The sequence below is a fragment of the Variovorax boronicumulans genome, from assembly GCF_029892485.1.
In the GTDB taxonomy this organism is placed as follows: Bacteria; Pseudomonadota; Gammaproteobacteria; order Burkholderiales; family Burkholderiaceae_C; genus Variovorax; species Variovorax boronicumulans_B.
This window is the reverse complement of record NZ_JARXVG010000004.1, coordinates 414,485-438,598: the sequence shown is the minus strand read 5'-3', so window position 1 is coordinate 438,598 and position 24,114 is coordinate 414,485. Positions and strand designations below refer to the sequence as shown.

Here is a 24,114-nt window from a genome sequence, read left to right as displayed (position 1 = left end):
TTTCTGCACGAATTTTCTTGTTATTGCACGAATTTGCATTCGCGCCTATGCTCGCCGCCCATGACCCTCCAAGACCGCGTCCGGGTGCACGAAGTCACCCTCCTTTCCGACAACTGGTACACGCTCAAGACCACCCGCTTCGAGTGGCGCCGCAACGACGGCCAGTGGCAGCGCATGGACCGCGAGACCTACGACCGCGGCAACGGCGCGACGCTGCTGCCCTACAACCTCGCGCAGCGCACCGTGCTGCTGACGCGGCAGTTCCGCTATCCGGCCTTCGTCAACGGCCATGACGACCTGCTGATCGAGGTCGCGGCGGGCCTGCTCGACAACGCGGCGCCCGAGGAGCGCATCCGCGCCGAGGTCGAGGAAGAACTGGGCTACCGCCTCGGCACCGTGCAGAAGATCTTCGAGAGCTTCATGAGCCCCGGCTCGGTGACCGAGAAGCTGCACTTCTTCGTCGCGCCCTACGAGCCCGCGATGCGCATCGGCAGCGGCGGAGGTCTGGCCGAAGAGGGCGAGGACATCGAGGTGCTTGAACTCGGCATCGACGAGGCGCTGGCGATGGTGGCGGACGGCCGCATCGCCGATGCGAAGACGGTGATGCTGCTCTATCACGCGAAGCTGCACGTCTTCCCCGCGGTGTAGCTGCGAACGTGACCGGGATAATCGCCGGATGCCTTTCGCCACCCGCCTGATCCCGTCCCTTGCCGTCTCCCTTGCCACGCTGGCCTCGGCCAGCGCCCTCGCCCAGCAGGCCCTGCCCACCGAAGTCGAAACCGCCCTGGCACGCGCCAAGGTCTCGCGCGAGACGGTGACGATGCTGGTAATCGATGCCGACGGCACCCGCCCGCCGCGCCTGGCCTGGCGCTCGCAGGTCCCGGTGAACCCGGCGTCGATGATGAAGCTGGTCACCACCTACGCGGCGCTCGACCTGCTGGGCCCGGCCTACAGCTGGAACACGCCGGTGTACGTCGAGGGCACGGTGAACAACGGCGTGCTCAACGGCAACCTCTACATCAAGGGCCAGGGCGATCCGAAGCTGGTGCTCGAACGCGTGTGGCTGATGCTGCGCCACGTGCAGGGCCTGGGCATCACCACGGTGAGCGGCGACATCGTGATCGACCGCAGCGCCTTCGAGAACACGGTCGAGAACGACCCGAGCGCCTTCGACGGCGAGCCGCTGCGGCCGTACAACGCATCGCCCGATGCGCTCTTGATCAACTTCAAGTCGGTCAACATGACCTTCGCGCCCGACCGCGCCGGACAGATCGCGCGCGTGAGCTACGAGCCGCCGCTCGCGAGCGTGGCGATGCCGGCCACCGTGCCGCTCACCCCCGGCGAATGCGGCGACTGGCGCACGGCGCTCAAAACCGATTTCAGCGACGTCAACCGCATCCGCTTCAACGGCGGCTTCCCGGCCGCCTGCGGCGAGAAGAGCTGGGCCGTGGCATATGGCGATCCGCGCACCTACAGCCTGCGCGCGCTCGGCGGCATGTGGGCCGAAATGGGCGGGCGCGTGGGCGGCCAGATGCGCGAGGGCCGCGTGCCCGCGGGGCTCAAGCCGGCCTTCGAGTTCGGCTCGCCGCCGCTCGCGGAGGTGATCCGCGACATCAACAAGTACAGCAACAACGTGATGGCGCAGCAGGTGTTCCTCACCATCGGCCTCACGCAGAAGAACCGCGGCACCTTCGAGGCCTCGCGCAGCGCGCTGGGCCAGTGGTGGCGCGATCGCATCGGCACCGGCGAGGCGCAGCCGGTGTTCGAGAACGGCTCGGGCCTGTCGCGCGACGAGCGCATCAGCGCCGCGGCGCTGGGCAAGATGCTGCAGGTGGCGTGGCGCTCGCCGGTGATGCCGGAGCTGATGTCCTCGCTGCCCGCCTCGGGCGTCGATGGCACGCTGAAAAGGCGCGCCCTGCGCTCGGGCGGCGCCGCGCACCTGAAGACCGGCACGCTGCGCGATGCCTCGGGCGTGGCCGGCTATGTGCACGGCACGAGCGGCCGCCGCTATGTGCTGGTCGCCATCGCCAACGGCGAGAACGCGGGCGCCACGCGCGCCGCGTTCGATGCGCTGGTCGACTGGGCGGCGCAGGACAACTGAGCGGCCGCCCACGGTGCGGCCGAAGACACATCCGGGCCGCCGTGTACTGAAAACTTCTGTAGGTGTACACCGCTTGCGCGCGGGCATGGCGCTGCCCAGAATCGGACGCTCTTTCGATTCCAGGCACAACGACACCGCAGGAGACACGCCTTGAAAAAGCCGCAATCACGACCGATCAACTCGCTGCTCAAGGTAGCGGCACTCGCGGGCACCACGCTGCTGCTCGCAGCCTGCGGGGGCGGCGGAGGTGGAGGCGGCGGCATCGGCGTGGGCTTTCCGCCGCCGGCCACCGACACCGGGCGCGGCTCGGTCGTCACCAACCCGCCCGCGCAGATCACGCGGCTATCGGTCGACCAGTTCAAGACGCTGCTGGGGGCCGACGACAAGGGCCGCGCGCTGTTGCAGGTCGCGGGCACGCCCAAGTGCGGCATCGATACGCGCTACCTCGAATACCGCACCGTCGGCGGCAAGGGCGAAGCCACCACCGCGACCGCCGCGATCATGGTGCCCGCGGGCACCGACGTGGCCTGCAATGGACCGCGCCCGGTGGTGCTCTATGCGCACGGCACCAACACCGCGCGCGACTACAACCTCGCCAAGTGGACCGACATCAACCAGGCGGCGGCCGGCGAAGGCGTGGTGGTCGCGGCCATGCTCGCGGCGCAGGGTTTCATCGTGGTGGCGCCCAACTACGCGGGCTACGACAAGTCGACGCTGGCCTACCACCCGTACCTCAACGGCGACCAGCAGGGCAAGGACATGGTCGATGCGCTCACCGCGGCGCGCAAGACCTTCTCGGGCATCGACGCGAACGACGCGGGCTCGCTCTTCATCACCGGCTACTCGCAGGGCGGCTACGTGGCGATGGCCGCGCACCGCGAGATGCAGGCCACGGGCAAGACGGTGACGGCCTCCGCGCCGCTCTCGGCACCCTCGGCCATCAGCCTCCTGACCGACTACACCTTCCTCGGCTGGCCCGCGCTGGGCTCGACGGTCTTCGTGCCGCTGCTGTCGACCAGCTGGCAGCAGCAGTTCGGCAACGTCTACAACGCCACCAGCGACGTGTACGAGGCGCAGTACGCCACCGGCATCGACACCCTGCTGCCGAGCCTCACGCCCACCAGCACGCTCTTCGCGCAGGGCAGGCTGCCGCAGCTGGCGCTGTTCCCGGCCAATGCGACGCCGGGGCCGGTGAGCCCCGAACTCTCGATCTTCTACGGCGCCAACAACCTGATCCGCCAGAGCTACCTGACGCAGGCGGCCGGCGACATCCAGTCGAACGCATGCCCGGGCAATGCGCTGCCCGCGACGGCGGCATCCCTCGGTTCGACCTCGCCGCTCAACTGCAGCCCCTCGGTGGGCTTTCGCAAGGCGGCGCTCGCCAACGACCTGCGCAACTGGGTGCCGACCCGGCCGATGCTGATGTGCGGCGGCGCCAACGACCCGACGGTGAACTTCGTCAGCACCCGCGCCACGGCAGGTTATTTCCGCGCGAAGGGCATGCCGGCCTCGGCGCTGGCGGTGGTGGACCTGGAGGATTCGGGCGCGACCGACGCCTACTCGGCCGCCCGCGCCGGCTTCGCGCAGGCCAAGGGCACGCTGGCGCAGAACACGCAGGGCAGCGACGCCGACAAGGCACGCGCGGTCACCGCGGCGTACCACGGCACGCTGGCGCCGCCGTTCTGCCTGGCGGCAGCGCGCGGTTTCTTCCAGGGCGTGCTGGCGGCCGGGGGCTAAGGCTAGGCTCGCCCCCAGGCTGCGCGCACTTCGTGTCGCGCGCGCCTTCCCCCTACGGGGGCAACACCTGAGGCCGGGCAAAGCCGGTTCCTCGGTGTTCTGGGTCAGGCCGCTGCCGCCCGTTGGAGGCGGTCTCTGACACCCTCCCACTCGGGCGTGTCGGGCGGCGTCTCTACCCAGATCAGCTTGACGCCCTGCGCGTCGAATTCGCGCAGCACCGCGAACAGCTGGTGCGCGCTGGTGGCCGCGTCGTCGGGCATTCGCCGCTGCAGCACGCGCTGCGAGCGGCAACGCAGGCTGCTGCGCGACCAGATGGCGATGTGCGCGGCACTGGCGCCCAGCACGTCGAGGCCGGCCTGCAGCGCCTTGGCGTCCATCAGCCGCAGCTTGGCGTTCGGCGCGTAATGCGCTTCGAGCGTGCCCGAGGCGCGCGGGTCGGGGGTTTCGAGCACTTCGCGGTTGCTCAGCTTTTCGCCGCAGGCGGCTTCGATCTGCGCGCGCGTGATGAGGCCCGGGCGCAGCAGCACGGGCGCGCCGCGGCTGCAGTCGACGATGGTCGATTCGATGCCGACCTCGCAGGCGCCGCCGTCGATCACCGGCACGGCATCGCCGAACTCGTCGTACACATGCTGGGCGGTGGTCGGGCTCACGCGGCCGAAGCGGTTGGCGCTCGGCCCCGCGACGCCCGGCACGCCCTGCTCGGCGCAGGCTTCGAGCAGCGCTTGCGCCACAGGGTGCGAGGGGCAGCGCAGGCCGATGGTGTCCTGCCCGCCGGCGGCCGCGGCGCCCACGCCGGGCTGGCGCGTGACGATCAGCGTGAGCGGGCCAGGCCAGAAGGCCTGCACCAGCTTCTGCGCAAAGAGCGGCAGCGGCTGGGCGAAGCGCGAAAGCGCCTCGGTGCCCTTCATGCCGGCCGCGACGTGCACGATCAACGGGTGGTCGGAGGGCCGCCCCTTGGCCTTGAAGATCCCGGCCACGGCCATGTCGCTGCTCGCATCGGCGCCCAGGCCGTAGACGGTCTCGGTCGGAAAGGCGACCAGCCCGCCCGCGCGCAGCACGCGCACGGCCTCGGCAATGGCCTCGGGGGATTGGCCGTCGAGGATCATGCGAGGCCGGTCACTTCCACCGGCGGCAGTCCCAGCAGCAGCGCGGCCTGCGAGGCGTTGGCACGCACACTCTCGAGCGTGGCGCCGGTGAGGGTCAGGTGGCCCATCTTGCGGCCGGGCCGCGGCTCGATCTTTCCGTAGAGGTGCAGGTGCACGCCCGGCAGCGCGAGCACGTCGCTCCAGCGCGGCGAAACCGGCTTTTCCTCGCCGGAGGTGAACCACAGGTCGCCCAGCAGGTTCAGCATGATCGCGGGGCTGTGCTGGCGCGGCGGCGCGAGCGGCAGGCCGGCGAGGGTGCGCACCTGCAGCTCGAACTGCGACACGTCGCAGGCTTCCATCGTGTAGTGGCCGCTGTTGTGCGGGCGCGGGGCCATTTCATTGACCACCAGCGAGCCGTCGGCCAGCGCGAAGAACTCGACGCACAGCACGCCCACGTAGCCCAGGCCGTTGGCGATGCTTTTCGCGGAATTGACCGCGCCCTGCGCCACCGTCTTGGGCATGTTCAGCGCATGCACCTCGGTGACGGCCAGGATGCCGTCGCGGTGCAGGTTGCGCTGGGGCGGAAAGTGCACGATCTGCCCGTCGCGGCCGCGCGCGAGGATCACCGAGCATTCGAATTCGAGCGGCAGCAGCTTCTCGAGCACGCAGGGCACGCAGCCGCTGGCCTGCCAGGCCTCGACCAGTTCGGCGCGCGTCTTCACTCGCTGCTGGCCCTTGCCGTCGTAGCCCAGGCGCGCCGTCTTCAGGATGCCGGGCAGCAGGTGGTCTTCGACAGCGGCGAGCTGGGCCGCCGTCTCTATGGCCGCATAGGGCGCGCAGGGCACACCGCAGCGGGTGAAGTGGGTCTTTTCGGCGATGCGGTCCTGCGCGATGGCGATGGCCGAGGCGGCGGGCGCCACCGGGCGGGCGACCGCCAGGTGCTCCAGCGAGGGCGCGGGCACGTTCTCGAACTCGGTCGTCACCGCGTCGGCCAGGCCGGCCAGGCGGGCGAGGCCGTCGACATCGGCGTAGTCGCTATGGATGTGGTGATGGCTCACCCGGCCGGCGGGGCTGTCGGCATCGGGGTCGAGCACGGCCGTGAAGTAACCCATGCGCTGGGCTGCGTGCGCGAACATGCGGCCCAGTTGGCCGCCGCCTAGCACGCCGAGCGTGGCGCCCGGGAGGATGGGCAGATCGCCGTTCTTGGTCACAGGGCACCTCCGCCTTGCGGCGAGAAAGGAGAAACGGCGGGCGCTTCGCCGGCCGGCGCTGGCGGCAGCGTCATGGCTTCGGCAGCGGCGGTCTGGGCGGTGCGGAAGGCATCGAGCTTCGCGCGCAGCGCGGGGTTGTTCACCGCCAGCATCGCCACCGCGAACAGCGCGGCGTTGGCTGCGCCCGCGTTGCCGATGGCAAAGGTGGCGACCGGCACGCCCTTGGGCATCTGCACGATGCTGTAGAGGGAATCGACGCCCTGCAGGTGGCGGCTGGCCACCGGCACGCCCAGCACGGGCACCGTGGTTTTCGAGGCCAGCATGCCCGGCAGGTGGGCCGCGCCACCTGCGCCCGCGATGATCGCGGCGAGCCCCCGCCCGGCAGCGCTTTCGGCGTACGCGAACAGCGCATCGGGCATCCGGTGGGCCGAGACCACCTTTGCTTCATGCCCGATTCCGAATTGCTGGAGAATCTCGACCGCGTTGCGCATCGTCTCCCAATCGGAGCTCGAGCCCATCACTACACCGACCTGAATGGTTTCGTTCATGGTTTCAATTTTACGTTTCACCCCCAGTTGGTTCCGATGATCGACATCACTCTCGAAAATTTCCAGGCCGAACTGGTCGAAGGCTCCGTCGCCACGCCGGTGCTGCTGGACATCTGGGCCGAATGGTGCGGACCGTGCAAGCAGCTCGGGCCGGTGCTCGAAAAGCTCGAGGTCGAGTACGGCGGCCGCTTCACGCTGGCCAAGCTGGACGCCGACAAGGTGCCGCAGATTTCGTCGCAGCTCTCCGAAATGTTCGGCGTGCGCAGCATCCCCTTCTGCGTGATGTTCAAGGACGGCCATCCGGTGGACGGCTTCGTGGGTGCCATTCCGGCCGAGAAGATCCGCGAATTCCTCGACAAGCACCTGCCGGGCGCCGACGAGGCCGAGGCCGCTTCCGAAGAAGCCGCCGCGCAGGAGGCGCTGGCCGAGGGCGATACCCAGGGCGCGCTCGAAAAACTGCAGCACGCCGTGGCGACTGACCCGGCCAACGACGACGCCCGCTTCGACTACATCAAGCTCTTGCTGCAGGAAGGCCGTGTCGACGACGCCAAGGTCGCCTTTGCCCCCGTGATCGCCAAGACCGGGCTGGTGCGCCGCTTCGACTCGCTGCAGCGCTGGATGGACGCCATCGATTTCGCGGCGCCCGTCACTGGTGCCGCCCCCGCGATCGCCGAGTTCGACACGAAGATCGCCGCCAACAAGCGCGACTTCGACGCCCGCTTCGGTCGCGCCCGCCTGCTGATGGCCGAACAACGCTGGACCGACGCGATGGACGAACTGCTCGACATCCTGATGCGCGACAAGAGCTGGAACGAAGAGCTCGCCCGCAAGACCTACATCGCGATCCTCGATTTGATCGAGCCGCCGAAGGTGAAAGTGGCCGACGGGCAGATTCCGCCGGACGATCCGGTCGTGGCCACGTACCGCCGTCGGCTCAGCAGCGTGGTGCTGAGCTGAGGCTATAAAAATGCGCAGCTTGATGCGCATTGAATTGAAAAAGCGACTCAAGGGTCGCTTTTTTATTGCCTGTTCGTTTTTAGATAGATAGCATTGCTACTCAATCTGAAGAAAAAGCGTACGCCAATGCTCCAACTCACCGAAGAACTCGAAAAAGCTCGCAAGGCCGGCGGCCTGAGCCAGGAGGCGCTGGCCACCCAGGCCGGCCTTTCGCGCATGACGGTGCAGCGCATCGAAAGCGGCCAGATCGATCCGCGCCTGTCGACGCTGCTCGAAATGGCGCGCGTGCTGGGGCTCGAACTGATGCCCGTGCCCGCCGCACTGCGTCCGCAGCTCGAAGACTTCGTGCGCTCGGGCGGCCGCCTGCTCGGCCAGCCGGCGGGCGTGGGCGCACCGCCGTCCATCGCGCAGAGCCTGGCTGACGAAAGCCGGTGAGCACCCGCGCAGCCTTCACCACCAGCATCCGCTACCTGCGGATGCATCTGCATGCGCCCGGTGGCGGGCGGCGCGCCATCGGCTATCTCTCGCAGTACGGCGACATCCTGCGCGTGTCCTTCGACGAGGCGTACATCGCCGATCCGGGCCGGCCCACGCTCTCGCTCGCCTACCGTGGTGCGGACGAGGCTTCAACCCGCGCCATCCTGGCCTCGGCGCGCGATACCCGCGTTTCACGCAGCGACGGCCACTGGCCCAGCTACTTCCAGAACCTGCTGCCCGAAGGGCACAACCGCGAGCGCCTCGCACAGCAGCGCGGCTGCGCAGCCGACGACGAGTTCGAGTTGCTGGCAGCAGCCGGCCACGACCTGATGGGCGCGCTCGAGGTCGAGCCGGTGCCCACGGCCGAAGGCATCCCGGACACCGTGCGCCACTGGCACACCGCACTGGGGCTCGACGTGCTTGAGCCCGGCTTTGTCGAGATGCCTGTGGAAGACGCCGCCGCCATCCCGGGCGTGGTGACCAAGTTTTCAGCGGTGCAGGACGGCCGGCGTTACGTGGTGCGGCGCCATGGGGCTGCGGGCTCCTTCATCCTCAAGCTGCCGAGCACGCGGCATCCGGATCTGGTCGACAACGAATTCACCGGCTATCGCCTCTGCGGTGCGCTCGGCCTCGATTGCGCCGAAGCCAGCGTGATCGGCCGCGCCGACGCCGACCTGCCCGAGCAGGTGCGCTTCGAGCAGATCCTCGCGGTGCGCCGCTTCGACCGCACGCCCGAAGGCGGCCGCATCCACATGGAGGAGTTCGCGCAGGTGCTGCAGTACGAGCCCCGGCAGAAATACGGCCGGGGCCTGGCGGTCGACTGGCCCGCGATGCTGCGCGTGCTCGACCGCCTGTCGCCGAACCCGGTGGCTGACGTGCGCGAGTGCGTGCGCCGCATCGTCGCCTTCATCCTCTTGGGCAACAGCGACGCGCACCTGAAGAACTGGGCGCTGCGCTACCCCGACGGCGTGGCGCCGGTGCTGGCCCCGCTCTACGACCCGGTGTGCGTGGCCGCCTTCTTCGAGGACGTGCCGGCCAACGACTACGGCGTGAACCGTGCGATCGACGCGAAGCTGCGCGCCTTCGACTGGCCAGCGCTCGACGCCCTGCTGCGCTCGGCGGGCCTGCTGCGCCCGGCGCGGCTCATGGCGATTGCCCGGGACACGGTGCGCCAGGCGCAGGCCGAATGGCCCGCACTGCTCGCTCAGGACGGCACACCAGCCAGCGTGCGGCGCTGCGTGCAGGCCCGCCTTGCGGGCGGCGTGGCGCTGGCCTCATTGGCGAGCTAGGCGGTGTCGCATACGATGGCGCCCAATTTCATCTTGTTGCAGATTCAAAAGGAAAGACTGGCCATGCGTTCCTTCGCCCGCCACATTGCGCTCCCCGTTCTTGCAACGGCTGCGCTGCTGACCACCTTGACCGGCTGCGGGAGCAGCATCAGCCTCGATGAACCCATCGAAGGCCCGGTGTGGCGCCTCGCGCAGCTGGGCGACGAGCCCATCGCGCCGGGCGGCGAAGCGCAGATCCAGTTCGACCGCAGCAGCGGCCGCGTGAGCGGTTCGGGGGGATGCAACCGCGTGTCGGGCACATTCACCCGCAGCGGCATCTCATTGAAGATCGGGCAGCTGGCCGCCACGCGCATGGCGTGCGCCGACCCGGTGCGCGGCGCCAACGAGGCGCAGTTTCTCTCGGCCCTGCAGAGCACGACGAGCTACAGCCTTGCGCCGGGGCGCCTCGCATTGCTCGACGCCGGCGGGCGGACCGTGGCGACGCTGAGTTCAGGAAACCGCTGAAGGCGGCCGCCGCCGGGCCGCCCCAAGGCGAGCCGCGCCTCCCCCTCGGGGGGTGGCGAATTACACGCAGCGAAGCGAAGTGAAAAGCCGGGCGGCTCTATCGCTCAGCCCGTGAGGCGCTCCAGCGCCTCACGGTACTTGGCCGCAGTCTTCTCGATCACTTCGGCCGGCAGGCGCGGTGCCGGCGGCGTCTTGTCCCAGGGCTTGCCGTTGATCTTGGTGGCCTCGAGCCAGTCGCGCACGAACTGCTTGTCGTAGCTGGGCGGATTGGTGCCGGTGGCCAGCGCGGCTTCGTAGCCTTCGACGGGCCAGTAGCGCGAGCTGTCGGGCGTGAGCACTTCGTCCATCAGCACCAGCGTGCCCGCTTCATCGAGGCCAAACTCGAACTTGGTGTCGGCAATGATCATTCCCTTGGTCAGGGCGATCTGCGCAGCGGTTTCGTAGATCGCGATGCTGGTCTCGCGGATCTGCTGCGCCAGCTTGGGGCCGACGATCTCGACCACGCGGTCGTAGCTGATGTTCTCGTCGTGTTCGCCGGCCGCGGCCTTGGCGGCGGGCGTGAAGATCGGGCGCGGCAGCTTGCTCGCGTTGGTCAGGCCCTCGGGCAGCGGCACGCCGCAGACCGAACGGCTTTCCTGGTATTCCTTCCAGCCGCTGCCGGCGAGATAGCCGCGCACCACGGCCTCGACCGGGATCGGCTTCAGGCGCTTGACCAGCATCGAGCGCTGGGTGACCTGCGGCACCTCCTCGGCCGTGACCACGCTCTCGGGCGCATCGCCGGTCAGGTGGTTGGGGCAGAGCTGGCCGAGCCGCTCGAACCACCACAGCGCCATCTGCGTGAGGATCTCGCCCTTGCCCGGAATCGGCTCGCCCATGATCACGTCGAAGGCGCTGAGCCGGTCGCTCGCGACCATCAGGATGCGGTCCTCGCCGACGGCGTAGTTGTCGCGCACCTTGCCGCGCGCAAGCAAGGGCAGGCTCTGGATGGAGGAGGTGTGGACGGTGGTCATGGGAACAGATGCTGTGAGGGAAACGGGTGACGGGAAAGCGGATTGTGCGCGCAGAAAAAAGCCACCGCGAACGGTGGCCTTCGAATCGCGGGGAAGTTTTTAGACGACTTCCTGGGCCAGTTCGCCCTTGGCGTACTTGGCGGCGACCACCTGCAGCGTGTCGCCCTTGATCTTGGCGCCCTGGCCTTCGCAGCCGAACTCGATGTAGCGCTGCTTGCAGATCAGCCTGGCGGCTTCGCGCGCCGGCTTGAGCCATTCGCGGGCGTCGAACTTCTCGGGGTTCTCGGCCAGGAACTTGCGCACCGCGCCGGTCATGGCCAGGCGGATGTCGGTGTCGATGTTGATCTTGCGCACGCCGTGCTTGATGGCTCCCTGGATTTCCTTGACGGGCACGCCGTAGGTTTCCTTCATGTTGCCGCCGTACTGGCGAATGATCGCCAGCAGCTCCTGCGGCACGCTCGAGGAGCCGTGCATCACCAGGTGGGTGTTGGGAATGCGGCGGTGGATTTCCTTGATGCGGTCGATCGCCAGGATGTCGCCGGTGGGCTCGCGGGTGAACTTGTAGGCGCCGTGGCTGGTGCCGATGGCGATGGCCAGCGCGTCGATCTGGGTGCGCTTGACGAAGTCGGCGGCCTGCTCGGGGTCGGTGAGCAGCTGCTCGCGCGTCATGGTGTCGTCGGTGCCGTGACCGTCTTCCTTGTCGCCCTTCATGGTTTCGAGCGAACCAAGACAGCCAAGCTCGCCTTCGACAGTCACGCCCAGGCGGTGGGCCATGTCGGACACCTTCTTGGTGACGTCCACGTTGTAGTCGTAGCTGGCGATGGTCTTGCCGTCGGCCTCGAGCGAGCCGTCCATCATGACCGAGCTGAAGCCCAGGTCGATGGCGCCCTTGCAGACGTCGGGGTTCTGGCCGTGGTCCTGGTGCATCACCAGCGGGATGTTCGGGTACTGCTCGATGGCGGCCTGGATCAGGTGCTTGATGAAGGCTTCGCCGGCGTATTTGCGGGCCCCTGCACTGGCTTGCAGGATGACGGGAGCGCCGGTTTCCTTGGCGGCCTCCATCACGGCCTGGACCTGTTCGAGATTGTTGACGTTGAAGGCCGGAATGCCGTAGCCATTGGCTGCGGCGTGGTCCAGCAGTTCGCGCATCGAGACGAGTGCCATGGGGAAGTACCTCGCGGGAATTAGGGAAAAAAGAAGGCTGAAAGACGAGAAAAACTGCACTAATTCTACCGAGACCCCTTGTGGGACAGGACTGACGCCAACCCGAGGAAGTCCATGACCGGCGGCAGCACCGGACCGCCGAGCCACTGGATCGGCTTGCCGAACGCGCCGATCAGCGTGACGTGGCTGAGGTTGTCGAACAGCTGCACTTGCACCGGAACCCCGACCGCACGCAAGGCCGCGGCCATCTGGCCGGTGTTGCGGTCGGGGTAGACGAGGTTGTCTTTCGACGCCGCCATCAGCAGCGCGCGGGGCGACGCGGCGCTCGCATGCGCCAGCGGCTGCGAATCGCGCGGCGTGTTCGGCCAGTTGAAGGCGGCCTGCGCCTGCGGGTCGCCGATGGGCAGGAAGTCGTAGGGGCCGGCCAGGCCGATCCAGCCCGCGAGCTGCCGGGGGCTGGCGCCGAGTTCGCCGAGCCAGCGATCGTCCAGCGCCACCATCGCGGCGTTGTAGCCGCCCGAGCTGTGGCCCATCACGTAGACCTGCCGGGGATCGGCACCGAACTGCGCGGCGTTGTCGAGCGCCCATTTGACGGCCAGCGCGCTGTCGCGCACGAAGACCGGGTAGGTGAAGGCGGGTGAGAGGCCGTAGTCGGGAATCACCACCACCGCGCCCCTGGCGGCCAGCGCCTCGCCGACGAACTTGTAGCTGGCGCGGTCGCCGCTGGTCCAGGTGCCGCCGAAGAAGAACACCACGAGCGGCCGGGCGCCACGGGCCGGCGGGGTGGCGGGCAGCGGCTGGTAGACGTCGAGCTGCTGCCGCGGCGCGGCGCCGTAGGCGATGCCGCCCTGGAACTGGTAGGTGTCTTCAGGCACCAGCCCGTTGAGCACCTTGATCGGCGAGCAGGCCGACAACACCGCGGCTGCGGTGACGGTGAAGGCGGTGGTGATGGCGCTGCGGCGCTGGCGGAGTGACGCGAAGGTGGGAAAGCTCATCGCACCAGTACGCACCCGGGCGGGCCCCGGTTTCGTCAGATCGGAAGCTGCGTGGTCGACAGCACCTGCTTCAGGACCATGAAGGTCCGGATCTGCCGCACGCCGGGCAGGTACAGCAGCTGCTCTGCGTGCAGGCGGTTGAAGCTGTCGTTGTCGCGGGTGCGCACGAGCATGAAATAGTCGAATTCGCCCGAGACCACATGGCATTCGAGGCAGCCCGAGACCTTCTGCGCGGCCTTCTCGAAGTCGGAGAACGAATCGGGCGTGGAGCGGTCGAGCACCACGCCGATCATCACCAGCATGCCGACCTCCAGCGCCTCCGGATCGAGCAGGGCGACGATGCCCTTGATGAAACCCGCCTCCTTCAGGCGTTCGACGCGGCGCAGGCAGGCCGGCGCGCTGAGGCTCACCTTGGCGGCCAGCGCGACGTTCGACACGGAGGCGTCGCGCTGCAATGCGCGCAGGATGGCGCGGTCGGTGCGATCCAGCTCCATCGGGGAACGCAACTTTGTTGTGCTCATTGGAATTTCCTTGAACTGAAAACTAGCTTTCTTCGAATATTGCCTTCTTTTTTCCAAAAATTAGCCTGAACTTCACAAGCACGTTGCGCGCCCTTCTTTCTACGATTGACAGCTTCAACCCACCTCGGAGCCGCGTCGATGAACCTGAAGAAATTTCCCCGCCACGCCTTGACCTTCGGCCCCACGCCGATCCATCCGCTCAAGCGCCTGAGCGCGCACCTGGGCGGCAAGGTCGAGCTCTATGCCAAGCGCGAGGACTGCAACAGCGGCCTGGCCTTCGGCGGCAACAAGACCCGCAAGCTCGAATACCTGATCCCCGAGGCGCTCGAAGGCGGCTACGACACGCTGGTGTCCATCGGCGGCATCCAGTCAAACCAGACGCGCCAGGTCGCCGCCGTGGCCGCGCACCTGGGTCTCAAGTGCGTGCTGGTGCAGGAGAACTGGGTCAACTACTCCGACGCGGTGTACGACCGGGTCGGCAACATCGAGATGTCGCGCATCATGGGCGCCGACGTTCGGCTCGACGCCGCGGGCTTCGACATCGGCATCCGGAAAAGCTGGGAAGACGCGATGGAAAGCGTGCGCCAGGCTGGCGGCAAGCCTTTTCCGATTCCGGCGGGTTGCTCCGAGCATCCGAGGGGCGGCCTGGGCTTCGTGGCCTTCGCCGAAGAAGTGCGCCAGCAGGAAGCCGAGCTCGGCTTCAGGTTCGACTACATCGTGGTCTGCGCCGTGACCGGCAGCACGCAGGCCGGCATGGTGGTGGGCTTTGCGGCCGACGGTCGCGCCGACCGCGTGATCGGCATCGACGCCTCGGCCAAGCCGCAGCAGACCTTCGATCAGATCCTGCGCATCGCGAAGAACACGGCCGAGCTGGTCGAGTTGGGCCGCGACATCACAGAGAAGGATGTGGTGCTCGACCGCCGCTTCGGCGGGCCGGAATACGGGCTGCCGAACGAAGGCACGCTGGAGGCGATTCGCCTCTGTGCGCGCTTCGAAGGCATGCTGACCGACCCTGTGTACGAGGGCAAGTCGATGCACGGGATGATCGAGAAAGTGCGGCTCGGCGAGTTTCCGGCCGGCTCGAAGGTGCTGTATGCGCATCTGGGCGGTGTGCCCGCCCTCAACGCCTACAGCTTCCTGTTCAGGAACGGCTGATCAGCTCGCGCGGCAGATCTTGAGCATGTTGGTGCCGCCCGGGGCACCCATCGGCTCGCCGCAGGTGATGGCGTAGACGTCGCCGCTCTGCACGATGCCGCGCTTCTTCAGGTGGTTCTCGGCCTGCTGCAGCGCGGTGTCGCGGTCGCTTTCCGAATCCATCAGCAGCGGGCGCACATTGCGGTACAGCGCGAGCTTGCGCTGCGTGGCCAGGCGCGAGGTCAAGGCGTACATCGGGATGTGCGCGCGGTGGCGGCTCATCCAGAGCATCGTGGAGCCCGATTCGGTCAGCGCCACGATGGCCTTGGCGCCCAGGTGGTGCGCGGTGAAGAGCGCGCCCATGGCGATCGACTGGTCGATGCGGCTGTAGGTCTTGCCGCTGAAGTCGGCGTCGAGCATCTTGTCTTCCGCGGCTTCGGCAGCTTCGCAGATGCGGCTCATCTCCTGCACGGTTTCGAGCGGATAGCGGCCCGACGCGGTTTCGGCCGAGAGCATCACGGCATCGGTGCCGTCGAGCACGGCATTGGCCACGTCGCTCACTTCGGCGCGGGTGGGCACGGGGTTGGTGATCATCGACTCCATCATCTGGGTCGCGGTGATCACCACCTTGTCCATGTCGCGCGCCATGCGGATCATCTTTTTCTGCAGCGCGGGCACGGCGGCATTGCCGACTTCAACGGCCAGGTCGCCGCGGGCGACCATGATGCCGTCGCTGGCGCGCAAGATCTCTTCGAGCTTGGGAATGGCTTCGGCACGCTCGATCTTGGCGATCATGCCGGGCTTGTGGCCGTATTCGGCGGCCGCCACGTTGCACAGCTGGCGGGCCATTTCCATGTCGGTGGCGTTCTTGGGAAAGCTCACGGCCACGTAGTCGGCCTGGAAGCTCATCGCGGTCTTGATGTCTTCCATGTCCTTGGCGGTCAACGCGGGGGCGGTGAGACCGCCGCCCTGCTTGTTGATGCCCTTGTTGTTCGAGAGCTCGCCGCCCAGCTTGACGGTGGTGTGGACCGCTTCGCCCTTGACGCCGTCGACCGTGAGCACGATCAGGCCGTCATTCAGCAGCAGCTTGTCGCCGGGCTTCACGTCGCGCGGCAGGTCCTTGTAGTCCAGGCCCACGGCATCGATGTCGCCGAGTTCGGTGCGCGAGGCGTCGAGCACGAACTTCGCGCCCGCCTCGAGCAGGATCTTGCCCTGCGCGAAGCGGCCGACGCGGATCTTCGGGCCCTGCAGGTCGGCCATGATGGCCACTTCGCGGCCCGCCTTGCGGGCGGCTTCGCGCACCATGGTGGCGCGGTCGATGTGGTCTTGCGCCGTGCCGTGGCTGAAGTTGAGCCGCACCACGCTGACCTTGGCCTGGATCATCTTTTCCAGCAGTTCGGGGGTGCTGGACGCCGGGCCGAGCGTGGCAACGATCTTGGTGGCGTGGCGGGGGATGCGATCCGTGCTCATGAAATTGGTCTCCGTTTTGTATTCGCTACTGTATACACTTTGTGTGTCTGACGGAAGTCACCCTCACGAGATTCCCCGCCGCCGAGGTCAGCCCGCCGCGCGCTTGCCGAGGATTTCGAAGGCCGGCAGGGTCTTGCCCTCCAGCACTTCGAGGAAGGCGCCGCCGCCGGTCGAGATGTAGCCGACCTGCTTTTCGATGCCGTACTTGGCAATGGCCGCGAGCGTGTCGCCGCCGCCGGCGATCGAGAACGCGCTGCTCTCGGCAATGGCTTGTGCAATGGCCTTGGTGCCGCCTGCGAACGCGTCGAACTCGAACACGCCCACCGGGCCGTTCCAGACGATGGTGCCGGCTTCGCGCAGTTGCGCCGAAAGGATCGCGGCGGTCTTCGGGCCGATGTCGAGGATCAGGTCGTCGTCGGCCACGTCGTTCGCGTCCTTGACGGTGGCGGGCGCATCGGCCGCGAAGGTCTTGGCCGTGACCACGTCCACGGGGATCGGCACATCGGCGCCGCGCGCGCGCATGGCTTCGATCACTGCCTTGGCCTGGTCGACCAGGTCGGCCTCGGCCAGCGACTTGCCGATCGAAAGGCCCGCGGCCAGCATGAAGGTGTTGGCGATGCCGCCGCCCACGATCAGCTGGTCCACATTGGCCGACAGGCTCTTGAGGATGGTGAGCTTGGTGCTGACCTTGGAACCCGCCACGATGGCCACCAGCGGCCGCTTGGGCTGGGCCAGCGCCTTGGTGATGGCGTCCATCTCGGCCGCCAGCAGCGGGCCGGCGGCCGCGATCTTGGCGAACTGCGCGATGCCATAGGTGGTGGCTTCGGCGCGGTGGGCGGTGCCGAAGGCGTCGTTCACGTAGATGTCGGTGAGCGCGGCAAGCTTGCGGGCCAGCGCCTCGTCGTTCTTCTTCTCGCCCTTGTTGACGCGGCAGTTCTCGAGCAGCACGACCTGGCCGGGCTTCACATCGACGCCGTCGACCCAGTTGGCCACCAGCGGCACATCGCGGCCGAGCAGTTCGCCCAGGCGCTTGGCCACGGGGGCAAGCGAGTCTTCGGGCTTGAACTCGCCTTCGGTGGGGCGGCCCAGGTGCGAGGTCACCATCACGGCCGCGCCGGCGTCGAGCGCCAGCTGGATGCAGGGCACCGAGGCGCGGATGCGCGTGTCTTCGGTGATGTTGCCCTGGTCGTCCTGCGGCACGTTGAGATCGGCACGGATGAAGACGCGCTGGCCGGCGGCCTTGCCCTGCGCGCAGAGGTCGGTGAATCGAATGACGTTCATGGGTCTCTGGAGATAGTGGAAAACAGGTCGTCTTGCATTGTAGGTATCGCCCCGTGGCCGCTCTATGCGCCTCTTGCAGCGTTCCGATGCTTTTCAACCCTTCGGCTGCGACTTCGCGAAGCGCTCCAGGATCTCGACGAAGCTCGCCGCAGCCGGCGAAAGCGCGCGCCGCGCCGCGCTGTAGACGCACACCTCACGGTGGAAGTCGGGCGACTCCAGCCGCACCATCTGCAGCCCGTGGGCGCGCACCAGCGGCGCCGAATAGGTCGGGCACACGGTGAGCCCGAGCCCCGAGGCCACCATGCCGAGCGCAGTGGTCATGTACGACACCTCCTGGGTGCCGGGGCGCAGCATGAGCTCGCGGTCCGCCGGGGCCAGCTCGGGCAACACGCGCTGGCGGAAATCACGGGTAGGCGCGATGAAGGTGTACGGGCCGAGTTCGTGCCAGCGCACCTTGCGGCGCCTGGCGAACGCGTGGTCGGGCGGGCAGATCAGCCAATGGCGATCGCGCAGCAGCGTGCGGCGGTCGATGGTGGCGTCGACCGCCACGTCCTGCCCCACGGCGAGTTCGACGTCGCCGGCCGCGACCCCCGCCAGCAGGTGCTCGGGCAGCGTGTCGGCCAAGCGCACATCGACGTCGGGGTACGCCTCGCGATAGAGGGCGATCACGCGCGGCATCAGCGTGCAGGCCATGAGTTGTGGCGCCGCAAGACGCAACACCCCTTTCTTCTTGTCACGCAGATCGGTCACGCCGGCCACCGCGCTCGTGAGGTCGCCGAGCAGGCGGTGCACCGAGGGCAGGAACTCGCGCCCCGCCTCCGACAGTTGCACGCGCCGTGTATGGCGGTCGAGCAATTGCACGCCCATCTCGCGTTCGAGTTCGCGCACCAGCACGCTGAGCGCCGACTGCGTGAGGTGCAGCTGCTGCGCCGCCGCGGTGAAGCTGCCGGCTTCGGCGACGGCGGCGAAGGCGCGCAGCTGGCGCAAGGTGAGATTCATATGCTTATTTCATCAATCGATGAATTAATTTCGATTGCATCATAAGACGCGGCATCGCCCAATCACGGCTCACAGGAAACAAGCCATGCCGACGACGACTGCCCCACCCATCCGCGGACTGCACCACTTCGCCTGGCGCTGCCGCGACAGCGAAAAAACCCGCCACTTCTACGAAGACCTGCTGGGCCTGCCGCTCGCGCACATCATCCAGAGCGACCATGTGCCGAGCACCGGCGAGTACTGCCCCTACGTGCACATCTTTTTCCAGATGCGCGACGGCTCGTACATCGCCTTCTTCGACCTGGGCGACGACACCGCCGCGCTGCCCTCGCCCAACACGCCCGCGTGGGTGAACCACATCGCGCTGCGCGTCGATTCGGTGGACGACCTGCTCGCCGCCAAGGCGCGGCTCGAAGGCGCGGGCGTCGAGGTGCTGGGCGTGACCGACCACCACATCATCGAATCGATCTACTTCTTCGACCCGAACGGCATTCGCCTGGAACTGACGACGCCGACGGTGCCGCAGGCCGAGATGGATGCGCACGCACTGCGCGCCCGCTCGGAGCTCGACGCATGGACCGCGCGCAAGGCAAGACTGCGCGCAGCGAAGGGTGCGCCGAATGTCTGATCTGCAACTCGCCGTCATCGACGTGAAGCCCGGGGCGGCGATGGAAAGCCAGTCGGGCCTGCAGCTGCTGCGCCCGCGCATCTACGGCGCCTTTCGCGCGCCCACGGGTCCGAAGAAAGTCGCGGCCATCGTGATGCATCCGACCAGCAACTTCATGGGCCACTACCTCATCGACCCGCTGGCCGAACGCGGCATCTGCTGCATGGGGCTGAACTCGCGCTTCGCGGGCAACGACACGGTGCTGCTGATGGAGCGCGCCATTCAGGACCTGGGCGCCGGCGTGCAGCATCTGCGCGCGGCCGGCTACGAGAAGGTGTTCCTCGTCGGCAACTCCGGTGGCGCAGCGCTCGCGGCCTTCTACCAGGCGCAGGCCGAGAAGCTCACGGCCACGCACCTGCCCGACGGCGACCCGACGCACCTGCACCCGAGCGACCTGCCGCCGGTGGATGGCATCGCGCTGTGCGCCGCGCACCTGGGCCGCACGCGGTTGATGCGCGACTGGATCGACCCCTCGGTCACCGACGAGCACGACCCGCTCTCGGTGAACTCCGACCTCGACATGTACGACCCGCGTCATCGCGTGCCTTACGACACCGAATTCCTCGCCCGCTTCAGCGCAGCGCAGAAGGCGCGGCTGGACCGCATCGAGCAATGGTGCGTCGATCGCCTTGCGCTGCTGCGCAACACGCCCGGCGCACCGCGCGACCAGACCTTCATCGTCTACCGCACGCACGCCGATCCGCGCTGCGTCGATCTATCGCTCGATGCGAACGACCGCCTCCCCGGCAGCGTGTGGGGCGACGCGCGTCAGGTGAACTATTCGGCCAATGCGATGGGCCGCACGACATCGCTCACCGCGTTCCTCTCGCAATGGTCGTCGCGCTCGCAGGCGGATGGTCCAGCCAACCTCGCGCGCACCACGGTTCCCAAGCTGCTGCTGACCTACACGGGCGATCAATCGACTTTCCCGAGCACGCGCGGTGCGTGGATGGCCGCGGGTGGGGCGCGCATCCGCAACGTCGACATCGTGGGCGGCAACCACTATCTGGCGGGGCAACCCGGGCTGATCCCACAGGCGGCCGACGCCATCGCCGAGTTCGCCCACGCGCTATAGCAGCAAGACCATGGAAACCTACGCATTTGCGCCGGCCTACGAGCTGCCGGCCTGGCCCTTCACGCCACCGCCCGAGATGGGCAGCGGGAAGATCGTTCGCCATCCGATCGTGATCGTCGGCGCCGGTCCCTCGGGCCTCACGCTGGCCTGCGACCTGGCGCAGCGCGGCGTGCCTGCCGTGCTGCTCGACGAAGACGACACCGTCGGGGTGCGCGGCGCTTCGTCGCGCGGCATCTGCTATGCGCAGAAGAGCCTGGAGATCTTCGACCGCCTGGGCATCTGCGAGCGCATCGCGGCCAAGGGCATCACCTGGTCGTTCGGGCGCACCTTCTCGGGGGAGCAGGAGGTCTACAACTTCAACCTGCAGAGGAACAGCGTCTCCAGGCAGCCGCCGTTCATCAACCTGCAGCAGTTCTACATCGAGTGGTTCCTGGTCGAGCGCATCCTCGAGCTGGGGCTGACCGACGTGCGCTGGAAGAGCCGCGTGACGCGCGTGGAGCAACTGAACGACGGCGTGCGCCTGGAGGTAGAGACACCGGCCGGCAGCTACACCATCGAGGCTGACCGCCTGATCGACGCCACCGGCGCCAACAGCCCGATCCGCACGCAACTGGGCATCGACGCGCATGCCTCGCGCAGCACCGATCGCTGGTGCATCAGCGACGTGCGCTTCAAGAAGCCACTGCCGACCGAGCGCTGGACCTGGGTCGACGCGCCCTTCAACGAAGGCCGCGGCGTCTGGCAGCACCTGATGGCCGACGGCGTGTGGCGCATCGACTACCAGATGCCCGAGGATTGCGACACGGCCCACATCAGCCAGCCCGAAGTGGCAGGCGCGCGGCTGCGCGAGCAGCTCGGGCCTGGCGTGGAGTTCGAGTTCGTCTGGATCGGCCCGTACGGCTACCGCGATCACCTGCTCGACAGCTTCAGGCACGGCCGCGTGTTCTTCATCGGCGATGCCGCGCATGTGGTGAGCCCCTTCGGCGCGCGCGGCGGCAACAGCGGCATCCAGGACGCAGCCAACCTCGGCTGGAAGCTGGCGCTGGTGGCGCAAGGCCGGGCCGGCGATGCGCTGCTCGACAGCTACGACGCGGAGCGGCAGCCCGCCGCAAAACAAAATCTCGAGGTGACGAGCCGCTCGGCCCGCTTTCTCGCGCCGCGCTCGCCGGCCGAGCACACGCTGCGCCGTGCGGTGGTGGCGCTGGCGGCGCGGTATGCGTTCGCGCGGGCGCTGGTGAACACCGGGCGCATGTCGGTTGCCAACGACTACCCGCCGGCGCCGCAATTGCCCGAGGGCGGGCGCACGGTGCAGAACCTGCCGCTGCGCTGGACCGATGGCCGCGAGACGACGCTGATGCAGCTGCTGGCCGATGGCACGCAATGCATCGGCCTGTGGCTCGCGCCTGCACGCGCCGAAGCCGCGGCGGCAATGGATGCGACCGGATCGCTGCCCTTGCGCCTGATCGCCATCGGCGGCGACAGCGGCCTCTCGACACTGCAGCCCGACGAAAAACTCGCGAACCACCTGGGCATCGGCGAAGCCGGCAGCTTCGTGCTCGTGCGCCCCGACGCCTACCGCGCCGCGGTGCTCGCGCACGCCACGCCCGAGCGCATCGCCGCCGCGCTGCGCACCGCTCTCGCCCTTGAAGACGCCCCATGAACACAGAGCCCCGCATCCCCGACCCCGACGGCTTCTACGCCGCCCTGCTCGCCGCGCACGAGGGCCTCGACGAAGCGCGCAGCGCCGATCTCAACGCCCGCCTCGTGCTGCTGCTTGCCAACCAGTGCGGCGACCAGGCCGCGCTGCTCGCCTGCATCGATGCCGCTTCCGAAGACCTCAGGACAAGCCCCACACCATGACCGACACCGTCTCGTTTGCCTCCGCCTCCGACACCCGGGAACAGAAGCCGCAGCTGCGCGAGCTCGCGCCCGACGTGTACGGCTACATCAGCGACTTCGACCCCAACTGCGGCTTTGTCGTCGGCGATCGCCATGTGGTGCTGATCGACACGCGCCCCACGCCGCGCATGGCGCGCGACTTTCTCGCGGCCATTCGCACGGTGACCGACAAGCCCATCAAGACCATCGTGCTCACGCACTACCACGCGGTGCGCGTGATGGGCGCCAGTGCCTTCGACGAGGTCGAGGCCATCATCGCGAGCAACGGCACGCTCGACTGGATCCGCACGCGCGGGCAGGCCGACTTCGATTCGGAGGTGGGCCGCTTTCCGCGCCTGTTCGCCGGCGTGGAAGAGATCCCCGGCCTCACGTATCCGACCCAGAGCTTCCAGGGCGAAATGAGCCTCTGGCTCGGCCCGCGCCCCGGACTGGGCCGCGAGTTGCGCCTGATGGCCTTGGGCCGCGGCCATTCGAGCGGCGACACGGTCGCATGGCTGCCCGACTGCGGCGTGCTGTTCTCGGGCGACGTGGTGGAAAACCATTGCGGCGTGTACGCGGGCGATGCCTACATCGCCGACTGGGCCGGCACGCTCGATGCGGTGCGGGCCTTGAAGCCGCGCGTGCTGGTGCCGGGCCGCGGCGCGGTGCTGCCGAACGAGGCGGCCTGCGCCGAAGCCATCGGCCTCACCAAGGAATTTCTCTCGACGCTTCTGGACAGCGTGCGCGCCGGCATCGCCGCCAACGAAGGCCTGCGCGGCTGCTTTGCGCGCGCCGAAGCGGCGATGGCGCCGCGCTTCGGCAGCTGGCCCGTGTTCCAGCATGTGCTGCCTTTCGATGTGTCGCGCGCCTACGACGAGCTGCGCGGCATCGAGCACCCGGTGGTGTGGACCGCCGAGCGCGACCAGGCGCTCTGGCAGACGCTGCGCGGCGAATAGCGCACCGGCACGCCACCGATTTCGACGATTTCAAAACAAGCAACGGAGACACAAGACGATGAAGCGATTCCTTCCCCTGCTGGCCGCGGCCCTCGCACTCGCCGCCGCACCGTTCGCGTCGGCACAGCCGGCCGCGTATCCGAGCCAGCCCGTCAAATGGATCGTGCCGTACGTGGCCGGCGGCGGCACCGACAACCTCGCACGCTCGCTGGCCGAGGCCATGCAGCCGTCGCTCGGGCAGCCGCTGATCATCGACAACCGCCCCGGTGCATCGACCAACATCGGCGTCTCGGTGCTGATGCAGGCCAAGCCCGACGGCTACACGATCATGCAGGCCGAGAACGCGGCGCTGCTCTTCAACGAGCACATGTTCGCCAAGCTGCCCTACAAGCCCGCCACCGACTTCACCTACATCGGCACCATCGGCCGCTTTCCGGTGGCGCTCGTCGTGCATCCGGACTTTCCCGCGAGGAACGTGGCCGAGTTCGTGCGCTACGTGAAGGCCAATCCGGAAAAGGTGAGCTATGCCTCGCCCCGGCAACGGCTCGCCGCACCACATGGCGATGGAGCTCTTCAAGCAGAAGGCGGGCCTCACGATCACGCACGTGCCCTACAAGGGCGCCGCGCCCGCCATGACGGACGTGATGGGCGGCCAGGTGCCCACGATGATGCTCGACCTGGCGTCGGGCCTGCCGATCATCAAGGCGGGCAAGGTGCGGGTGCTGGCGATTGCATTGCCGCAACGGGCCGGCGCGCTGCCCGAGGTGCCGACCTTCGTCGAGGCCGGCTTCAGCGACGTCAACGCCTATGCCTTCCACGGCCTGATCGGCCCGGCCGGCATGCCGCCGGAAGCGGTCGCGCGCATCAACAGCGAGTTGCACAAGGCGATGCAGGCGCCCAAGGTGGTCAAGCTGTTCTCGGAGTTCGGCTTCGAGGCGCTGCCGGGGACGCCGCAGGAGTTCTACAAGCTCTCGCGGGCGGAGAGCGACCGCTGGGGCAAGATCATCCAGGCAGCGGGCGTGAAGCTCGACTAGAAGGAAAAGGAAAAGCCGCCC

Annotated in this window: 23 protein-coding genes and 1 pseudogene; 14 read left to right on the top strand and 10 right to left on the bottom strand. The window is 68.0% G+C overall.

Annotated elements, in window-relative coordinates:
• Nucleotides 1-60 precede the first annotated feature (60 nt).
• The 3 genes from M2282_RS12505 (at nt 61) to M2282_RS12495 (ending at nt 3,838) form a co-directional block, all read left to right on the top strand.
• Nucleotides 61-648: a GDP-mannose pyrophosphatase gene (locus tag M2282_RS12505; RefSeq protein WP_280809102.1), complete on the top strand. Its 588-nt coding sequence runs from the start codon at nt 61-63 to the stop codon at nt 646-648.
• A 28-nt stretch (nt 649-676) separates the two neighbouring features.
• On the top strand, nt 677-2,101 hold the full coding sequence (dacB, locus tag M2282_RS12500; protein ID WP_280809101.1) for a D-alanyl-D-alanine carboxypeptidase/D-alanyl-D-alanine endopeptidase: 1,425 nt from the start codon (nt 677-679) through the stop codon (nt 2,099-2,101).
• A 150-nt stretch (nt 2,102-2,251) separates the two neighbouring features.
• Complete coding sequence (locus tag M2282_RS12495; RefSeq protein WP_280809100.1) at nt 2,252-3,838, top strand: alpha/beta hydrolase family protein; 1,587 nt, start codon at nt 2,252-2,254, stop codon at nt 3,836-3,838.
• A 104-nt stretch (nt 3,839-3,942) separates the two neighbouring features.
• On the opposite strand, the gene M2282_RS12490 is transcribed toward M2282_RS12495, so the two are convergent.
• From M2282_RS12490 to purE, 3 genes are read right to left on the bottom strand one after another with little or no spacing between them, the layout of a single operon-like run.
• Nucleotides 3,943-4,944 carry an L-threonylcarbamoyladenylate synthase gene (locus tag M2282_RS12490; RefSeq protein ID WP_280809099.1) on the bottom strand — a complete coding sequence of 334 codons (1,002 nt, stop codon included), beginning with the start codon at nt 4,942-4,944 and terminating at the stop codon, nt 3,943-3,945.
• Nucleotides 4,941-6,134 (bottom strand): 5-(carboxyamino)imidazole ribonucleotide synthase, encoded by a 1,194-nt coding sequence (locus M2282_RS12485; RefSeq protein ID WP_280809098.1) that lies wholly within the window; start codon nt 6,132-6,134, stop codon nt 4,941-4,943. Before M2282_RS12485 ends, M2282_RS12490 begins: the two co-directional genes overlap by 4 nt.
• Nucleotides 6,131-6,682: a 5-(carboxyamino)imidazole ribonucleotide mutase gene (gene purE, locus M2282_RS12480; protein WP_280809097.1), complete on the bottom strand. Its 552-nt coding sequence runs from the start codon at nt 6,680-6,682 to the stop codon at nt 6,131-6,133. Before purE ends, M2282_RS12485 begins: the two co-directional genes overlap by 4 nt.
• 36 nt (nt 6,683-6,718) lie before the next feature.
• On the opposite strand from purE, the gene M2282_RS12475 reads away from it, so the two are divergent.
• The 4 genes from M2282_RS12475 (at nt 6,719) to M2282_RS12460 (ending at nt 9,909) form a co-directional block, all read left to right on the top strand.
• On the top strand, nt 6,719-7,639 hold the full coding sequence (locus tag M2282_RS12475) for a tetratricopeptide repeat protein (RefSeq protein ID WP_280809096.1): 921 nt from the start codon (nt 6,719-6,721) through the stop codon (nt 7,637-7,639).
• A gap of 126 nt (nt 7,640-7,765) precedes the next feature.
• Complete coding sequence (locus M2282_RS12470; RefSeq protein WP_280809095.1) at nt 7,766-8,074, top strand: helix-turn-helix domain-containing protein; 309 nt, start codon at nt 7,766-7,768, stop codon at nt 8,072-8,074.
• Nucleotides 8,075-8,115: 41 nt separating this feature from the next.
• Nucleotides 8,116-9,405 carry a type II toxin-antitoxin system HipA family toxin gene (locus tag M2282_RS12465; RefSeq protein ID WP_280809188.1) on the top strand — a complete coding sequence of 430 codons (1,290 nt, stop codon included), beginning with the start codon at nt 8,116-8,118 and terminating at the stop codon, nt 9,403-9,405.
• 63 nt (nt 9,406-9,468) lie between these two features.
• Nucleotides 9,469-9,909 carry an META domain-containing protein gene (locus M2282_RS12460; RefSeq protein ID WP_280809094.1) on the top strand — a complete coding sequence of 147 codons (441 nt, stop codon included), beginning with the start codon at nt 9,469-9,471 and terminating at the stop codon, nt 9,907-9,909.
• A 104-nt stretch (nt 9,910-10,013) separates the two neighbouring features.
• Here the strand turns inward: M2282_RS12460 and M2282_RS12455 are convergent, their stop codons facing one another.
• From M2282_RS12455 to M2282_RS12440, 4 genes are all read right to left on the bottom strand, one after another.
• Nucleotides 10,014-10,919, bottom strand: coding sequence for a phosphoribosylaminoimidazolesuccinocarboxamide synthase (locus M2282_RS12455; protein ID WP_280809093.1), 906 nt, complete (start codon nt 10,917-10,919; stop codon nt 10,014-10,016).
• A gap of 99 nt (nt 10,920-11,018) precedes the next feature.
• A complete protein-coding gene (gene fba / locus M2282_RS12450; RefSeq protein ID WP_280809092.1) occupies nt 11,019-12,083 on the bottom strand; it encodes a class II fructose-bisphosphate aldolase in 1,065 nt (354 codons plus the stop codon).
• A gap of 65 nt (nt 12,084-12,148) precedes the next feature.
• Nucleotides 12,149-13,078: an alpha/beta hydrolase gene (locus tag M2282_RS12445; protein WP_280809091.1), complete on the bottom strand. Its 930-nt coding sequence runs from the start codon at nt 13,076-13,078 to the stop codon at nt 12,149-12,151.
• Nucleotides 13,079-13,113: 35 nt separating this feature from the next.
• Nucleotides 13,114-13,599 (bottom strand): Lrp/AsnC family transcriptional regulator, encoded by a 486-nt coding sequence (locus tag M2282_RS12440; RefSeq protein ID WP_280809090.1) that lies wholly within the window; start codon nt 13,597-13,599, stop codon nt 13,114-13,116.
• Between the two features lie 138 nt (nt 13,600-13,737).
• On the opposite strand from M2282_RS12440, the gene M2282_RS12435 reads away from it, so the two are divergent.
• Nucleotides 13,738-14,754, top strand: coding sequence for a 1-aminocyclopropane-1-carboxylate deaminase (locus tag M2282_RS12435; protein WP_280809089.1), 1,017 nt, complete (start codon nt 13,738-13,740; stop codon nt 14,752-14,754).
• On the opposite strand, the gene pyk is transcribed toward M2282_RS12435, so the two are convergent.
• From pyk to M2282_RS12420, 3 genes are all read right to left on the bottom strand, one after another.
• Nucleotides 14,755-16,203 (bottom strand): pyruvate kinase, encoded by a 1,449-nt coding sequence (gene pyk, locus M2282_RS12430; RefSeq protein WP_280809088.1) that lies wholly within the window; start codon nt 16,201-16,203, stop codon nt 14,755-14,757.
• A gap of 87 nt (nt 16,204-16,290) precedes the next feature.
• Entirely contained in the window at nt 16,291-17,484 is a 1,194-nt protein-coding gene (locus tag M2282_RS12425) for a phosphoglycerate kinase (protein ID WP_280809087.1), read from the bottom strand.
• A 93-nt stretch (nt 17,485-17,577) separates the two neighbouring features.
• Complete coding sequence (locus M2282_RS12420; protein WP_280809086.1) at nt 17,578-18,483, bottom strand: LysR family transcriptional regulator; 906 nt, start codon at nt 18,481-18,483, stop codon at nt 17,578-17,580.
• 85 nt (nt 18,484-18,568) lie between these two features.
• Between M2282_RS12420 and M2282_RS12415 the strand changes: the two genes are divergently transcribed.
• The 6 genes and pseudogenes from M2282_RS12415 to M2282_RS12390 all read left to right on the top strand — a co-directional run bounded on the left by M2282_RS12415 (nt 18,569) and on the right by M2282_RS12390 (nt 24,093).
• Nucleotides 18,569-19,111, top strand: a complete 543-nt coding sequence (locus M2282_RS12415) for a VOC family protein (protein ID WP_280809085.1) — start codon at nt 18,569-18,571, stop codon at nt 19,109-19,111.
• The gene (locus tag M2282_RS12410; protein WP_280809084.1) at nt 19,104-20,225 is read left to right on the top strand and encodes an alpha/beta hydrolase family protein; all 1,122 of its coding nucleotides are present in this window, start codon (nt 19,104-19,106) and stop codon (nt 20,223-20,225) included. Before M2282_RS12415 ends, M2282_RS12410 begins: the two co-directional genes overlap by 8 nt.
• 10 nt (nt 20,226-20,235) lie before the next feature.
• Entirely contained in the window at nt 20,236-21,885 is a 1,650-nt protein-coding gene (locus tag M2282_RS12405; protein ID WP_280809083.1) for an FAD-dependent monooxygenase, read from the top strand.
• On the top strand, nt 21,882-22,085 hold the full coding sequence (locus M2282_RS12400) for a DUF2783 domain-containing protein (protein WP_280809082.1): 204 nt from the start codon (nt 21,882-21,884) through the stop codon (nt 22,083-22,085). The genes M2282_RS12405 and M2282_RS12400 overlap by 4 nt, the downstream gene beginning before the upstream one ends.
• Complete coding sequence (locus tag M2282_RS12395; RefSeq protein WP_280809081.1) at nt 22,082-23,059, top strand: MBL fold metallo-hydrolase; 978 nt, start codon at nt 22,082-22,084, stop codon at nt 23,057-23,059. The genes M2282_RS12400 and M2282_RS12395 overlap by 4 nt, the downstream gene beginning before the upstream one ends.
• A gap of 58 nt (nt 23,060-23,117) precedes the next feature.
• A pseudogene (locus M2282_RS12390) lies at nt 23,118-24,093 on the top strand (Bug family tripartite tricarboxylate transporter substrate binding protein).
• The last annotated feature ends 21 nt before the right edge of the window (nt 24,094-24,114 follow it).